Source organism: Haemophilus haemolyticus (assembly GCF_001679045.1).
GTDB classification, from domain to species: Bacteria; Pseudomonadota; Gammaproteobacteria; order Enterobacterales; family Pasteurellaceae; genus Haemophilus; species Haemophilus haemolyticus.
Genome location: NZ_LYCK01000001.1, coordinates 139,166 through 155,127, shown reverse-complemented (window position 1 = coordinate 155,127; position 15,962 = coordinate 139,166). Strand labels below are relative to the sequence as shown.

Below are 15,962 nucleotides of genomic sequence, written 5' to 3'. Positions count from 1 at the left end.
ATCGCTAAAAAACTAACCGCACTTTATTTCAGTGTTTGAGCTAATACTTTAACCCAAGGACGTTTCGCATCCTCTTTCAATAATTCCACGCGATAACGCACTAAAGTAAGCCAAATATACAAGGTTAAAAAACCGAAGATACACAAAATTAATGGAACCAACATTGGAATTGCAATGGATGGTTTTTCCAGTTTAGTGATACTCGCACCTTGATGTAACGTGTTCCACCATTCCACAGAAAAATGAATAATCGGTAAAATCACGACCGTTGTAATGCATAAAATCCCCGCTGCTTTTGCCCCTACGTTACGATCTGAAAAAGCAGAATAAAGCGCTAGGATACCAAGATAAAGAAAGAATAAAATCAATTCTGCAGTTAAGCGAGCATCCCACACCCACCAAGTGCCCCACATTGGTTTACCCCAAATCGCGCCAGTCACAAGCGATAAAAAAGTAAACAATGCACCAATTGGCGCCATTGCAATCATTGCGAGGTGAGCTTGCTTAATTTGCCACACAAGGGCAACCACAGCCGCAATCGCCATTGAACCATACACGCCCATTGACCAAATAGCTGTCGGTACATGCACGTACATAATTCGGAAACTATTACCTTGTTGGTAATCTGCTGGGGCGAATGCTAAGCCCCATACAATGCCGACACCGAGTAAAATAAGCGTTAAAAATGCAAATAACGGACTCAATTTACCGCAGATACGATATTGAGTTTCGGGTTTTGCATAAGGATGTAGCCACTTCCACATAAAAAAATCCTTAAAAATTAAAGAGAAAAACCACCGCACTTTTATGCGGTGGAATGAAATTAATTATCTAAACTAATTCGCAGTGCCGCTGCGATGGCAAAAGGCGAAAGCGTTACTGCACCAACCATCATGGCACCTAAAATCGCCAGTTGTCCCCCATAAGGTACATTTAATCCTGCCGCCTCTAATACTGAGGACGCAAAAATCAAAACAGGAATAAACAACGGAACAACAAGCAAACTCAACAACACGCCACCTTTTCGCAATCCCACCGTTAAAGCCACGCCAATTGCACCGATACAACTCAATACAGGGGTACCCAGTAACAATGTCAAAACCAATGCCCACCAAATATTGACCTCAAGAGAAAGCAATAAAGCTGCAATCGGTGATAGCAAAATAAGTGGCAAACCGGTGAGCAACCAATGTGCAACGACTTTAGCCAAAGCCGTCATCGGCAAAGGCTGTGCGGTTAACATTAATTGTTCAAGAGAACCATCAATAAAATCATCACGGAATAAACGTTCAAAAGAAAGCAATGCTGAAAGTAATGCGGCTACCCATGCGATACCCGGTGCGATACGAGAAAGTAATTTAGGATCCGGCCCAATAACAAGTGGAAACAAGGTAATCACAAGCAAAAAAAACCATAGGGGATTTAAAATTTCCGCATTTTTGCGCATCGCAATTTGAAGTTCTCGTTTAATTATCTCTAAAAAAATCATTAAGTTATTCCGCTTTATAAGCCGCTAAATTCAATTTTTGCAGATGAGAACTAGGCACTTCTTGGTGGCTGGTCAACAACACAATACCACCTCGTTGAGCATGCTCATCAAAAAGTGCGGTTAGAATTTCCACGCCTTTTTTATCAATCGCAGTAAACGGCTCATCTAAAATCCATAAGGGCGCTTGAGACAGCCATAAGCGACCTAACGCGATACGCTTTTGTTGCCCAGCAGAAAGTTGTGCGGCAGGCAAATCTTCACGACCTAACAACCCTACTTTCTCAAGCAAATCCCACAGAATGTCAGTATTTTGTTCAGCTTGGCTAATTCGTTGATAAAACTGCAAATTTTCCCACGCGGTTAATTCTGGTTTAACACCAGAAAGATGACCTAAATAAAGCAAATTCTGATGATACTGTTCACGTTGTTTAGAAATTGCTTCAGCATCCCACCGCACTTCGCCTTCTAAAGGTTGAGCTAAACCAGCAAGAATACGCAATAAACTGGTTTTACCTATGCCATTATGCCCTTCAATTTGCACAAAATCACCGCTATTAAAATCGCAAGTCAAAGCACGAAAAAGTACGCGCTCACCACGTTGGCAGGATAAATTTTGCAGAGATAACTTGTGTGGTTCAAACATAATTGCAAAGGGAAAATAAAAAGTGGCGGTATTCTATCACAAGAGAAATATTTGACGAGATTTTAGCCCCTAAAACAGATAACTCTTTAGGTGTAGATTAATAGGTTTATTGATTTAAAACAAGGTTTAATAAATTCGTCTATTAATGCAAAAGGAAAAACATTTAATGATCTAAATCAAAATTTTTGCTATTATTTGCCCAATTTTGGTTATAGACCAAAACCCTCAACGAAATTTGTCTTTACATAGAAGGAATAAATTATGGCTTACACTCTACCTGAATTAGGCTACGCCTACGATGCATTAGAACCACATTTCGATGCGCAAACAATGGAAATCCACCACAGCAAACACCACCAAGCGTATGTAAACAATGCAAACGCTGCATTAGAAGGTTTACCTGCTGAGTTAGTGGAAATGTGCCCAGGTCAATTAGTTTCTAACCTTGACAAAATCCCTGCAGAAAAACGTGGCGTATTACGCAATAACGCGGGTGGTCATGCAAACCACAGCTTATTCTGGAAAGGTTTAAAAAAAGGCACAACCTTACAGGGCGCATTAAAAAATGCTATTGAACGTGATTTCGGTTCTGTAGATATATTTAAAGCAGAATTTGAAAAAGCAGCAGCAACTCGTTTCGGTTCAGGTTGGGCGTGGTTAGTATTAACTGCTGAAGGTAAATTAGCAGTGGTATCAACAGCAAACCAAGATACCCCATTAATGGGTAAAGAAGTAGCTGGTTGTGAAGGTTTTCCACTTTTAGGTTTAGACGTTTGGGAACATGCTTACTATTTAAAATTCCAAAACCGCCGTCCAGACTACATTAAAGAATTCTGGAACGTGGTAAACTGGGATTTCGTCGCAGAACGTTTTGAACAAAAAACAGCACACTGCAACTGCGCAAAATAATCAATATTAAAGAAGCCTAGCAAATGCTAGGCTTTTTTGTTTCCAGAGATGCCAAATACAAAAATGCGGTGAAAATTCACCGCACTTTTTTCTTTTTTATTTATCCCTCAATCCCTTCAAACAGTGCTGTGCTTAAATAGCGTTCAGAAGCTGAAGGCAAAATAACGACAATGAGTTTATCAGCAAATTCTGGTAATTTAGCTAGGCGATCTGCGGCTGCGACAGCTGCACCAGATGAAATACCAGCAAGAATGCCTTCTTCTGCCATTAAGCGACGAGCTGTAGCAAGTGCGGTATCGCTATCAACAGTTTCTACGCGATCAATAATAGATAAATCTAAATTTTTTGGAATAAAACCAGCACCGATGCCTTGAATTTTGTGTGGGCCTGGTTTTGCTTCTTCGCCCGCTAAAGTTTGAGTAATGACAGGTGATTCAACTGGCTCAACGGCAACAGAAGTGATTTGTTTACCAAAATCTAATTTAATCGCGCGAGAAATACCCGTAATCGTACCGCCTGTTCCTACGCCAGCAACCACAACATCTACTTTTCCCTCCGTATCTTTCCAAATTTCAGGGCCTGTTGTTTCTCGGTGAATTTGTGGATTGGCTGGATTTTCAAATTGTTTAAGCATGACATAGTGGTTTGGATCAGAAGCAACAATTTCTTCTGCTTTCGCAATCGCGCCTTTCATTCCTTTTGTGCCTTCGGTAAGCACTAAATTCACACCCAATCCGCGCAATAAACGTTTTCTTTCTAGGCTCATTGTTTCCGGCATGGTGAGCGTGATTTTATAACCTCTAGCGGCAGCAACATAAGCCAAAGCAATACCGGTGTTACCGCTCGTTGCATCTACAATTTCTTTCCCTTTTGTGAGCGTGCCATCTTTTTCTGCTTGCCACACCATATTCGCCCCAATGCGGCATTTTACGCTGTAGCTTGGGTTACGACCTTCAATTTTCACGACCACATTGCCGTTATGACCAAAGTGTTTTAAACGCACAAGTGGCGTATTTCCGATAGAATAAGAATTGTCTGCATAAATTGTCATAATATTTCCCTTTCGTTGGACTTCGTTGATGTTGGTTTATTTATAGCATCGCACTTTTGATAAAAAAAATAGTTATTTGATCTATTTTATAACCGCAAGCTATTTAACAATCCCTGTATTTTCTGAACGAGCCTCAAGCCCTGTTTGAGATGAAGAATGGTTATTCATATTAAAACGTAAGTTATTACGATAATTTTCCACCCACATCACCGTCGCACCACATACTGCAACAGGCATAATTAATAAATTAATCACTGGTACAAAAGTACAACAAGTAACCAATCCACCAAAAGTTAAACTTTGAGTTCGTTGATTGCCAAGCGCATTTTTCATGATATCAAAAGAGACTTTGTGATTATCAAAAGGATAATCACAGTATTGAATTGCCATCATCCAACAAGTGAACAAGAAAGTTAGTACAGGCACGATGGTTTGCCCAACCAAAGGAATAAAACTCAGTAAAAATAAGGCGATAATTTTGGGTAGGCTATAACGTAATTTTTGCCACTCTCGAGCAAGCATACGAGGCACATCTTTTATTACATCAACAAGACCATCATCATTAATATTTTCCCCCGTCAGCATTTTTTCTACTTTTTCCGCCAACAAACCATTAAAAGGTGCGGCAATAAAGCCAGAAAGTGTGGTGAAGGTAAAATAAAAGAGCAACAAAATTGTTAAGATCGAAAGTGTCAGTAAAATGACACTGAGAAAACTCAACCAGTCTGGAATAAAATTCATCACCCAATCAATAGCGCTCGTAATTTGGCTAATAAAAAGCCAAAATAAACCACAAAGCAAAACGGTATTGAGCAAAATTGGAATAATAACAAACCGACGCAAACCTTTTTGTGTAATGTAATGCCAGCCCATTACAAAATAATGGAAACCAGATTTTAATTCATTCGGGTTCAACATTTTTCTTTCCTTTCAATAAAAATACGCCTAAAACAGACCGCTCTTTTCCCTTAAAATTCCACGCATTGAAGTATTTTTTCACCTACTGAAATATGGTAGGATTAGCGCCATTAATAGCATTCTCGCAGGACTAGCACGCGTAAGGAATAAAGATGGATTTAAATACAATTTTGATTATTGTGGGCATTTTGGCACTTGTTGCCTTAATCGTGCACGGATTATGGTCAAATCGTCGTGAGAAATCAAAATATTTTGATAAAGCTAATAAATTTGACCGCACGTCTCATGTGCAAAGGTCCCACACGCAAGAAGAAACGCAACCAACAAATGCTAATTTGTCTCACGTCACTGGAGTGCAAGCAAATGCACCAATTCGTCATCAAGTCATGCCTAATACTGCAGTGACTCAAGAACCTGTCGATTATAGACAAAGTGAAAAAAGCGTCGATGACATTAAGATTTCGATTCCAAATGTTCAACCTGTTTATGATATGGGAAATCATCGTTCTGAGCCGTTAAAGCCGACTCAACCACAATATGATATGCCGACATCAAATAGCGTTGCGAATATGACATTGGAACAAATTGAAGAACAAAGCCAAAATGCTAGTTTCGACGGAATTAATTCATCATCACCAGAATTAAGAGCGCAACTTGCGGAATTAGCTCACGAAGAACGTCAAGTGGACTACAACGTATCTTTTAATGAATCAAAAGCAGAAACGACAGCTAAACCGAAACAAAAAACTGGCTATATTCAACTTTATCTTATTCCAAAATCTAGCGACCAATTTAACGGTGCAAAATTAGTACAAGCACTTGAAAACTTAGGGTTTATCTTAGGAGAGGATGAAATGTATCACCGCCACTTAGATTTAAGTGTAGCAAGTCCCATTCTCTTTAGCGTGGCAAATTTAGAGCAACCAGGAACATTCGATGCTTACAACTTAGTGGATTTTAGCACAATGGGAATTGTATTATTTATGCAACTGCCATCACCAGGTAATAATCTCGCTAATTTACGAATGATGATCCGCGCAGCACATACATTAGCCGAAGATTTACAAGGCATCGTGCTTACTGAAGAACAAGAAATCTTTGATGAAAATGCAGAGCAAACATATCTTGCTCGCGTGTAAATTCATACCTTAAATTTACCGCACTTTTATCTTTATTGAGACAGGCTTTACGCCTGTCTATTTTCACTCTAAACATACAAAAAGTGCGGTCATTTTCCCCGAGAATTTTATGACAAATATTCAAACTCAAATAGACAATCTACGCAAAACCTTGCGCCAATATGAATACGAATATCACGTTCTAGATAATCCAACAGTGCCTGATAGCGAATATGATCGCCTCTTTCATCAGCTAAAAGCGTTAGAGCTAGAGCATCCTGAATTTCTTACTTCAGATTCCCCAACTCAACGTGTTGGTGCAAAACCACTTTCTGGGTTTAGCCAAATTCGTCATGAAATTCCCATGCTCTCTTTAGATAATGCTTTTTCCGATGAAGAATTCAATGCCTTTGTAAAACGTATTGAAGATCGTTTAATCATATTACCTAAACCGCTTACCTTCTGTTGTGAACCTAAACTTGATGGTTTAGCAGTGAGTATTTTGTATGTAAATGGCATTCTCACCCAAGCTGCCACTCGTGGTGATGGCACCACAGGCGAAGATATTACGGCTAATATCCGCACTATTCGTAATATTCCATTACAACTTCTAACAGATAATCCTCCAGCACGTTTAGAAGTGCGAGGCGAAGTTTTTATGCCACACGCAGGATTTGAGCGTTTAAATGAATATGCACTAGAACATGGTGAAAAAACTTTTGCGAACCCTCGTAATGCAGCAGCAGGCTCTTTGCGTCAACTTGATCCTAATATTACAAGTAAACGCCCATTGGTATTAAATGCTTATGGTATTGGTATTGCTGAAGGCATTGAACTACCGAACACTCATTATGCTCGTTTGCAATGGCTAAAATCTATCGGTATTCCAGTGAATCCAGAAATTCGTTTATGTAATGGTACGAATGAAGTTTTAGATTTTTACCGAGATATTCAGAATAAACGAAGCTCGCTGGGTTATGACATTGACGGAACTGTACTAAAAATCAATGATATAGCCTTACAAAATGAGCTAGGATTTATTTCTAAAGCACCTCGTTGGGCGATTGCTTATAAGTTCCCCGCTCAAGAAGAATTAACGGTGCTAAATGATGTTGAATTTCAAGTTGGCCGAACCGGTGCAATCACACCAGTCGCTAAATTAGAACCAGTATTTGTTGCAGGTGTCACAGTAAGTAATGCCACCTTACACAATGGTGATGAAATTGAACGCTTAAATATTGCTATTGGCGATACTGTTGTCATTCGTCGAGCAGGCGATGTGATTCCACAAATTATCGGCGTATTACATGAACGTCGCCCTGATAATGCTAAACCAATTATTTTCCCAACAAATTGCCCCGTGTGCGATTCTCAAATTATTCGTATTGAAGGCGAGGCAGTAGCTCGCTGTACGGGAGGATTATTCTGTGCTGCACAACGCAAAGAGGCGCTAAAACATTTCGTCTCTCGTAAAGCCATGGATATTGATGGTGTAGGCGGAAAATTAATAGAACAATTAGTCGATAGAGAACTGATTCATACACCTGCGGACTTATTTAAACTTGATTTAACTACGCTCACACGCTTAGAAAGAATGGGCGCAAAATCTGCAGAAAACGCTCTCAATAGTCTTGAGAAAGCCAAAAGCACGACTCTTGCTCGCTTTATTTTTGCTTTAGGCATTCGTGAAGTGGGTGAAGCCACTGCATTGAATCTTGCTAATCACTTCAAAACTTTAGATGCGCTTAAAGCCGCTGATCTTGAAGAGCTTCAACAAGTGCCTGATGTGGGTGAAGTTGTAGCAAACAGAATTTTTGTATTCTGGCGTGAAACACATAATGTTGCTGTCGTTGATGACTTAATCGCACAAGGCGTACATTGGGAAACCGTGGAAGTAAAAGAAGCCAATGAAAACTTATTCAAAGATAAAACCGTCGTCCTCACCGGCACCCTCACTCAAATGGGTCGCAATGAAGCAAAATCATTACTACAACAGCTAGGCGCCAAAGTAAGCGGTTCTGTTTCAAGTAAAACGGACTTTGTCATCGCAGGCGACGCCGCTGGCTCTAAACTCACCAAAGCACAGGAACTAAATATTACAGTATTAACAGAAGAAGAATTCTTAGAGCAGGTTAATATTTTAAATTAATTAAATTAGAATCATATAAATAAAAAGGCCCTTACGAAATAAGGGCCTAAAAAACTGAAATAGTATTAATTATTTACCATCAACACTCACACCATAGAAAGCATCATAGCCAAATGGGCTTTGTACATAGCCTTTTACGCGTGGACTAAGTGGTGCAAAACCAACAGAATGTGCCACTGGAATCCAAGGTGCTTGATTATGAATGATAACTTGCGCTTGTTTATAAAGTGCGGTGCGTTCTTCCTTATTTGTTAATCCGATTGCTTTATCTAGTAATGCATCAAATTCTGGATTTTTAAAACGAGCCATATTGGAATTGCCCGCGTTTGAACTTGCCAATAATGGAGATAAGAAGTTATCAGGATCACCATTATCACCAGACCAACCAAAGATACCCGCAGTTAACTCACCCGCTTTCGCACGTTTTTGGTAATCCGCCCATTCATAGGTAACTGGGTTAGTTTTTACACCAACTTTTGCCCAGTCCGCCATGATAAGTTCAGCCATACGTTTTGGATTTGGGTTAGAAGCTCGTACAACAGGTTGAATCCAAAAATCAGTTTCAAAACCATTTGGGTAACCTGCTTCAGCTAAAAGTTGTTTTGCTTTTTCTGGATCGTACGGATAATCTTGAACTTCATCGTTGTAACTCCAAATTGTTGGAGGAAGTGGATTTTTAGCTGGTGTACCTGCTCCTTGGTAAACTGCTTCAATAATCGCTTTTTTATCCACTGCGTAATTCAACGCTTGACGAACTTTGACATTATCAAACGGTGCTTTTTCGGTATTGAATGCGATATACGCCACGTTCAAACCTTTTTGTTCCAAAAGTTGTACTTTTGGATCTGTTTTCATTTTGGCTAAATCCGCTACATTCGGGAATAAAATTAAATCACAAGAACCGGCCTGTAATTTTGCATAACGTGTTGTCGCATCTGGCACAATATTGATAACTAAACGATCCAATGGTGTTCTACCCTTCCAATAGTTTTCGTTTGCTACATACTGGGCAGCTTGATCCGTTTTGTAATCAACAAACACAAATGGCCCAGTCCCCACTGGACGATTATCAATTGTTTCTGGCTTACCTGCTTTCAGCATTGCATCAGCATATTCTGCGGAATAAATAGAAATAAAATCCATGCCTAAACTTGCCAAGAAAGTCGCATCTTTCTTGTTTAAGGTAATACGAATTGTATTGTCATCTACTTTCTCCACTGATTTCAACAACTCAGGGAATTTCATTGCTTTGAAATATGGATAAGTCCCTTTAGATACATTGTGATATGGATGATTTGGATCTAACTGACGTTGGAATGAAAATACAACATCATCTGCATTAAAATCACGTGTTGGGGTAAATTCTTTTGTTGTATGGAATTTAACACCTTTTCTTAAATGGAATGTGTAAGTTAAACCATCATCGCTAATTTCCCAGCTTTCAGCTAAGGCTGGTTCAATATCTGTTGAGCCTTTTTTAAATTCAACTAAGCGGTTATACACTTGTTGTGAGCTTGCATTATAAGATGTTCCCTCCATTACAAGTGCAGGGCTAAATCCTAAAGGTGCTTTTGCTGTACAGTAAACGAAAGTGTTGTTAGATGCTGATTTAGTTTCAGCTTGTGCGGTCGGTTTATTTGTTGAACCTGATTGATCACAAGCGGCTAATACAAGAGTTGCAGCCGCAAGAGTTAGTGTTGCTTTTAGCTTCATGATAGTTCCTCACTTTGTTGGCAGAGATTTATGCGAGCATAGTGATATAACCAAGATGCTAGATAAATCCTATCTAAAATAAATGTTTAATAAGATATAAGCAAATGTCGCTTTTTTTAAATAAAAAAATTCTATGGATTATAACAAATTAATCTAAGGATTCTTCCGTAAATGATCGCCATCATTTTTATGTAATTTCATAAGCGACCAAACTAAGGCGATTGTAAAAAGTGATGAGGTTAAGAAAGTATAGCTAAATGCCTGTTGTAATCCATCACTCGCGCTAAAGAAATGTCTATAGAGATTTAGAATTATCGATGAAATAGCAATACCAAATCCAATCCCAACTTGCTGCACAATACTTAATACTGTAGAACCTGTGCCTGCTTGTTGTTTTGAAAGATCACCTACAGTCAACGTATTAATTGAAGTGAAAATTATCGACATGCAAGCACCGTACCACATGAGATTGCAAATAATCCAAGTTAGAGAACTTTGTTTATCTAACCAAGCCATTGAAATCACAGAGCCAGCCATCAAAAGTGCAGATGAAATTAGCGTTGTTTTATAGCCCCAACGATTTAGAATTCGTCCAATTAATATTTTCAAAATCACAGAAATGAGCGCAATCGGAGCTAATAGCCAGCCTGACATTTCAGCACTATAACCGAAAGATAATTGGAACATCAAAGGCAATAAAAAAGGAACACCAGATGCAGATAATCGGATAAAAATATTGGCAATAATGCCTAATCTGAATGTACGAGTACGGAAAAGGGATAAAGGTAAAATGGCATCTTCATTGTTTTTGGCATAGCTACAATACACCACAAGTAACAGAACACCAACAACTAACACGCTATAGGTTGTAATTGCACTATGCTGACTTTCACCGAGTAAATCCAAACCAAGTGTGATGCCAACTAATCCTAATGCAAAGAGTAAAAAACCTGTCCAATCTAGTTTCTCTGCCTCGCCTTTAATATTACTCATCACGCTGCCTGATGCCAAAATTCCTAGTGCACCAATTGGAATATTAATTAAAAAAATCCAGTGCCAGCTAGCGTGAATGACTAACCATCCACCCAAAATAGGCCCTAGAATTGGCCCAATCAAACCTGCAGTTGCCATTAAATTCCAAGCATTAACTAATTGTTGTTTGGGGACAGCTTGAATAATGGCTAAACGCGCCACTGGCATCATAAAAGCACCGCCCATCCCCTGAATCACTCTGGCTAAAATTAAACTTTCTAAATTAGGGGCTGCAGCACAAGCAATAGAACCTAAAATAAAAGTCAGCACCGCAGCGCGAAAAACGGTCAATGTCCCAAATTTTGTCGCAGCCCAAGCGGTAAGAGGAATAAATAATGCAACGGCTAAAGAATAAGCGATGATCGCCATTTGCATTTCAAAGGCGGGTTTATGTAAATCGGAGGATATCGCCGGTAAGGCAGTATTAAGAATGGTGGCATCTAGGCTTTGCATAAAAAGTGCCATTGCTGCTACCCAAGCTAAACCGCGATAGGCATTGGATTCAGTCATCGTGCTCCGTGAAAATGGTGCAACCAATTTTCAATAAAATCGGCAATTTGCGGAATGCGGTTAATATCCAACAAAGTGCGGTCAATTTCAAGGGGATAATTCGTTACAACTGCGAGCACATATTCGTCAATTTCGGGTAAAGGTTTTGTCATTTCCTGACGATGGAGCAAAATCTTTGGAATTGGCTCTTGTTTAAAGCCTTCCACCAACACTAAATCCGTTAAAGTGCGGTCAAATTGTTGCGCTAAATAATCCAATGAAACAGGTTTTGGCGTTTCCGTCATTATCGCCCAACGTTCATCATTCGCTAAAATGACTTGAGAAGAACCCGCCTCTTTCATACGCCAACTATCTTTTCCTTCCTTATCAACTTGCATATTATGATGGCTATGTTTAATCACCGAAACGCGAATGTGACGAGCAATAAGTTCTGGGATAAGTTTTTCTAATAATGTTGTTTTACCACTACCGCTGTAACCGGTAATTCCAAGTAAAGGAATCTGATTGTTCATAAAAATAACCTTAAAAATAACCGCACTTTAGATACGGAAAACCCCGAAAGATCGGGGTTAATAAATTAAGAATGTTTTGCTGCATAATTGGCAAAAATAAGTCCGCCAATAGCAAGAAGAGCAACAATGCCAAGCCCTATAGTAAGCCACATATTATTTTCCCTCCACTAATTGACGAAATTTACGCCCCATCACAAGGCAAGCATAAGCAATAATGAGCAAAAAACTAATATTTAATCCTTTTAGGAAAAGCGGTTGCTCGCCATAAAGTATAACAGGCATTGCTAGAATAGCAACTTTTGCCACATCATCACTAAGTTTTGACCAAGCCTCTAAAGAGCTTTTCTCAATGGGTAATTTAAATAAATTCAGCATAATTTCTCCGATGAATAAAAGAGAAATTTTGCTGGAATAGAAAGAAAATTACTCAACTAGCTTTATAGTTTGCGATCTAGATCGCAGAAATAATAAAAAGCGAATAAAAAACTTAAGACAATATGCGCAATAAAACAGGCTGAAATTCTGTTTGTTGTCCTAATTTTCTGCTATAAGATTTTACAAAAATGAAAGAAAGTGCGGTTAACCCAAAGATTAAAATGGCACGCAGAATTTCATTATCGCTGATGTAATCAGACAACATCGTCGCAATCAACAAGGTCAAAAGCGGTACAACATACATCAATAATGCAGACAACAACATCGACTTTTCTTCTAATCCAATTTCAACAATTTGACCTTCGCGTAATGGCATTAATGTTTCTACATTAAAAATATGCTCGCCACGTTTACCGTTTAATTCGGAAAGGCTTGATGTCCCACAACTGTTTTTAGCTGCGCATTGGCCACAGGCACTTTGGGATTGGCATTTCACTTTGGCAATACCATTTTCATAGCTAATAACAACGGCATTTTCTTTTAGCATTGGGATTCTCCCATATAAATATCAAAGCGATGATTTTTCGTTTCACGGCTAAAGTGCGGTTGTTTTCCACCAAGAAACTCTGCGTAGTCAGGACGCTTCACGACCACACGTTTTTTAGCTAATTGTAATGCAGGTAAAAGCAATTCATCGGCATCTAAATCAGCTCCGACTAAATGCTGGAATACGCGCATTTCTTTTTTTACTAGCGCAGATTTTTGTTTATGCGGATACATTGGATCAAGGTAAACCACATCGGCATAATCGGTATTAGGATCAAGTTCATTAATATGATGAACATTCAGCAAGCACAAATTTTGTTGCAACATCTCACCGATTTCTTCATCTTGATAAGCACGATTTAAACCATCTTGTAGAAGTAAAAAAACGACAGGATGACGTTCCACTAAGCGAACTTGGCAACCAATCGAGGCTAGCACAAAGGCATCACGCCCTAGACCTGCTGTGGCATCAATAACCGTTGGCAATTCCGAACCTTTAATCCCTACCGCTTTCGCTACAGCTTCACCGCGACCACCACCAAATTTACGACGATGAGCCATTGTGCCTCCTAAAAAATCAACATAAACCGCCCCGAGTTTAGGTTCGTCTAGTTTACGAAGTTCTAAGCGTTCATCGGTTTGAACAAGTGCAAGTGGGCTTTGTTCATCATGAATAATGTTATGTTCAGCACAAAGTGCGGTCAATTCTGCTAATGTTTTTTCTGGAGATTCAGAAATTAATTGAATGCCTACTTGCGAATGAGCCATACGCCGCTTTCCATGTGGTCAGTGTAAGGGAATTGGTCAAATAACGCTGCTTTTTCAATTCGGTGCGTTTTTGAAAGTTCAACAAGATTATCGCACAGCGTATGTGGATTGCAGGAAATATACAAAATGCGATCGTAATTTTGTACAAGTTTCACTGTATCAGGATCAAGCCCTGCGCGAGGAGGATCGACAAAAATAGTATTACATTCGTAAGATTTTAAATCAATCCCTTTCAAGCGATTAAAGGCTCGAACCCCATTCATAGCCTGCGTAAATTCTTCCGCTGACATACGGATAATTTGTAAATTATCAACTTTATTTTCAGCTATATTAAACTGTGCAGCGGCTACAGAAGGTTTGGCGATTTCTGTTGCTAATACCTTACGGAAATTCTGTGCAAGTGCAATAGAAAAATTACCGTTTCCGCAGTAAAGTTCTAATAAATCACCTTCACTATTTTGGGTACAATCAATTGCCCATTCAAGCATTTTGCAGTTTACCGTTGCATTTGGCTGGGTAAAACTATTCTCGACTTGTCGATAGACATAATTTCTGCCATTCACAGGTAAAACTTCATCCACATAATCTTGCTCAAAACAGATTTTTTGTTTACTTGCACGCCCGATTATTTGCACATCAAAACCTTGCTTTTCGAGTAAAACTTTCAGATTTTTAGCCGCACTTTCCCATTCTTCAGTGAGCGTTTTATGATAAAGCAAGCTCACAATAATCTTATTGCTCAAGGTGCTAAGGTAATCAATTTGGAATAATTTTTTGTGTAGCACTTCTTGTTGTTTTAACAAGGATAATAAGGTTTGCATCATACGATTAATTAGCATGCTGGCAATTGGAAACTCATTCACGCGATAACGCTGCAGCGTCGATTGATCAAACATAATATGGTAAAAATCATCTTGCTCGTGCCAAATACGAAACTCCGCACGCATACGATAATGACTTGTTGGAGAGTCAAAAACTTGAATATCAGGTGCATTGAAAGGGCGCAAAAGTGAGGTTAATTTTTCAAGTTTTTTTTGTAGCAGTTCGTTGTATTGAGAAATCGGTAATTGCATAGAAATTAGTATTCATAGGGCGTATGAAGATGAATCGTTCATACAAAGATAGGAGAATAAAGTTATCGGCCGTGAATTAGCCTGATTTAACAAGCTATTCAAAAACAAAAGGCAGACTTCCGCCTGCCTTATTTAACATATCTTATTCGCCGGAATAATCTTCACCGCCAGAGGCAGCTTCACTCACATCGCCAGATAAGGTGTAAACACGTTTTTTAGTGTTAATACGAGTACGATATTTATTCCAAGTTTTTTCAAAGAAAGTCTCTGCTGCGCGCTCACCACGGCAAAACGCGACGAAATCTTTTTCTTCTTTAGTCGCTGGCTCACGTTCCCCTAAGTCTAATGCTTTGAACGCTTGACCATATTGCTCAAGCACTTGTGATTCTTTGATTGTGTAATCACCGTGACGGGAAAAACCACGTGGGTAGTTTTTGTCGTCAAAGAAACGACGCGTTACGCTAAAACTTGCAGCCATAATATTCTCTCTTCTTTCATTAATATTTACAAATAGGGCAGGCATTAAACCAATTTTTCGTTATTTTTGCAATAAACCTTTTACGGTTTGCACATAATCTTTCACGAAATCATCGTAATTTAAACCTTCAGGGTTTACACGGAATTTACCATTTACATAAAAATCAGGTACGCCACGCACTTTAAATTGTTCTGCGGCATTTACTTGTTTATTGACTAAACCATTCACTGCAAAACTATTAATGCCACCATCAAATTGCTCGGCCGTTACACCATTAGATAAGAAAATAGCTCGAATATCATCCATTGACTTCAAGGCATCCTTTTGAGCCGCTTCAAATAATGGTGCCTTTACTTTGCTTTCAGCACCTAATGCCATTGCTAACGCCCAAGCACGAGTTAAGTTTTCAGACTGGCGACCTAAGAAATTCACATGATATTGTTTAAATTTCACGTCTTTTGGTAAAGCATCTGCGACTTGTTGTGGAATTTTGTATTCCATTTCAAAGGCGTAACAATGCGGGCAGTAGAATGAGAAAAACTCAATCACTTCTTTTTGCTGTGAAGCCTGTTGACTCACTTGAACATATTGTTTGCCTTCTTGTAAATCTGCTGCAAAACTATTTGCAGACATAAGCATGCTGATACCTAAACCTAACACAAGTAATACTTTTTTCAT

At 39.0% G+C, this 15,962-nt stretch carries 17 protein-coding genes; 3 read left to right on the top strand and 14 right to left on the bottom strand.

Features of this window, described 5'->3' with window-relative positions; genetic code table 11:
* Positions 1–23 precede the first annotated feature (23 nt).
* From A8M50_RS00815 to ccmA, 3 genes are read right to left on the bottom strand one after another with little or no spacing between them, the layout of a single operon-like run.
* Complete coding sequence (locus A8M50_RS00815; RefSeq protein ID WP_005645615.1) at positions 24–764, bottom strand: heme ABC transporter permease; 741 nt, start codon at positions 762–764, stop codon at positions 24–26.
* Between the two features lie 59 nt (positions 765–823).
* A complete protein-coding gene (gene ccmB, locus A8M50_RS00810; RefSeq protein ID WP_005637214.1) occupies positions 824–1,489 on the bottom strand; it encodes a heme exporter protein CcmB in 666 nt (221 codons plus the stop codon).
* Positions 1,490–1,493: 4 nt separating this feature from the next.
* Positions 1,494–2,132 carry a cytochrome c biogenesis heme-transporting ATPase CcmA gene (gene ccmA / locus A8M50_RS00805; protein WP_005645729.1) on the bottom strand — a complete coding sequence of 213 codons (639 nt, stop codon included), beginning with the start codon at positions 2,130–2,132 and terminating at the stop codon, positions 1,494–1,496.
* Positions 2,133–2,393: 261 nt separating this feature from the next.
* Here ccmA and sodA point away from each other — a divergent pair, with 261 nt between their 5' ends.
* Positions 2,394–3,041, top strand: coding sequence for a superoxide dismutase [Mn] (sodA, locus tag A8M50_RS00800; protein WP_005645593.1), 648 nt, complete (start codon positions 2,394–2,396; stop codon positions 3,039–3,041).
* A gap of 100 nt (positions 3,042–3,141) precedes the next feature.
* On the opposite strand, the gene cysK is transcribed toward sodA, so the two are convergent.
* Positions 3,142–4,092, bottom strand: coding sequence for a cysteine synthase A (gene cysK, locus A8M50_RS00795; protein WP_005645685.1), 951 nt, complete (start codon positions 4,090–4,092; stop codon positions 3,142–3,144).
* Positions 4,093–4,191: 99 nt separating this feature from the next.
* Entirely contained in the window at positions 4,192–5,010 is an 819-nt protein-coding gene (gene cysZ / locus A8M50_RS00790) for a sulfate transporter CysZ (RefSeq protein ID WP_005645814.1), read from the bottom strand.
* Between the two features lie 152 nt (positions 5,011–5,162).
* Between cysZ and zipA the strand changes: the two genes are divergently transcribed.
* Positions 5,163–6,149, top strand: a complete 987-nt coding sequence (gene zipA, locus A8M50_RS00785; RefSeq protein ID WP_005645691.1) for a cell division protein ZipA — start codon at positions 5,163–5,165, stop codon at positions 6,147–6,149.
* Positions 6,150–6,258: 109 nt separating this feature from the next.
* Positions 6,259–8,277, top strand: a complete 2,019-nt coding sequence (gene ligA / locus A8M50_RS00780; protein ID WP_005645744.1) for an NAD-dependent DNA ligase LigA — start codon at positions 6,259–6,261, stop codon at positions 8,275–8,277.
* A 69-nt stretch (positions 8,278–8,346) separates the two neighbouring features.
* On the opposite strand, the gene A8M50_RS00775 is transcribed toward ligA, so the two are convergent.
* The 9 genes from A8M50_RS00775 to dsbA form a co-directional block, all read right to left on the bottom strand.
* Positions 8,347–9,990: an ABC transporter substrate-binding protein gene (locus A8M50_RS00775; RefSeq protein WP_005645666.1), complete on the bottom strand. Its 1,644-nt coding sequence runs from the start codon at positions 9,988–9,990 to the stop codon at positions 8,347–8,349.
* A gap of 153 nt (positions 9,991–10,143) precedes the next feature.
* A complete protein-coding gene (locus A8M50_RS00770) occupies positions 10,144–11,532 on the bottom strand; it encodes an MDR family MFS transporter (RefSeq protein WP_005645605.1) in 1,389 nt (462 codons plus the stop codon).
* Entirely contained in the window at positions 11,529–12,044 is a 516-nt protein-coding gene (gene mobB / locus A8M50_RS00765) for a molybdopterin-guanine dinucleotide biosynthesis protein MobB (RefSeq protein WP_005645648.1), read from the bottom strand. The genes A8M50_RS00770 and mobB overlap by 4 nt, the downstream gene beginning before the upstream one ends.
* Before the next feature lie 153 nt (positions 12,045–12,197).
* Positions 12,198–12,419, bottom strand: a complete 222-nt coding sequence (locus tag A8M50_RS00760) for a hypothetical protein (protein ID WP_005645740.1) — start codon at positions 12,417–12,419, stop codon at positions 12,198–12,200.
* 112 nt (positions 12,420–12,531) lie between these two features.
* Positions 12,532–12,966, bottom strand: coding sequence for a SoxR reducing system RseC family protein (locus tag A8M50_RS00755; RefSeq protein ID WP_005645607.1), 435 nt, complete (start codon positions 12,964–12,966; stop codon positions 12,532–12,534).
* Positions 12,960–13,733 (bottom strand): class I SAM-dependent methyltransferase, encoded by a 774-nt coding sequence (locus A8M50_RS00750; protein ID WP_005645650.1) that lies wholly within the window; start codon positions 13,731–13,733, stop codon positions 12,960–12,962. The genes A8M50_RS00755 and A8M50_RS00750 overlap by 7 nt, the downstream gene beginning before the upstream one ends.
* Complete coding sequence (trmA, locus tag A8M50_RS00745) at positions 13,715–14,806, bottom strand: tRNA (uridine(54)-C5)-methyltransferase TrmA (protein WP_005645804.1); 1,092 nt, start codon at positions 14,804–14,806, stop codon at positions 13,715–13,717. The genes A8M50_RS00750 and trmA overlap by 19 nt, the downstream gene beginning before the upstream one ends.
* 142 nt (positions 14,807–14,948) lie before the next feature.
* Complete coding sequence (locus tag A8M50_RS00740) at positions 14,949–15,284, bottom strand: MaoP family protein (RefSeq protein ID WP_005626449.1); 336 nt, start codon at positions 15,282–15,284, stop codon at positions 14,949–14,951.
* Positions 15,285–15,344: 60 nt separating this feature from the next.
* The gene (dsbA, locus tag A8M50_RS00735; protein ID WP_005645630.1) at positions 15,345–15,962 is read right to left on the bottom strand and encodes a thiol:disulfide interchange protein DsbA; all 618 of its coding nucleotides are present in this window, start codon (positions 15,960–15,962) and stop codon (positions 15,345–15,347) included.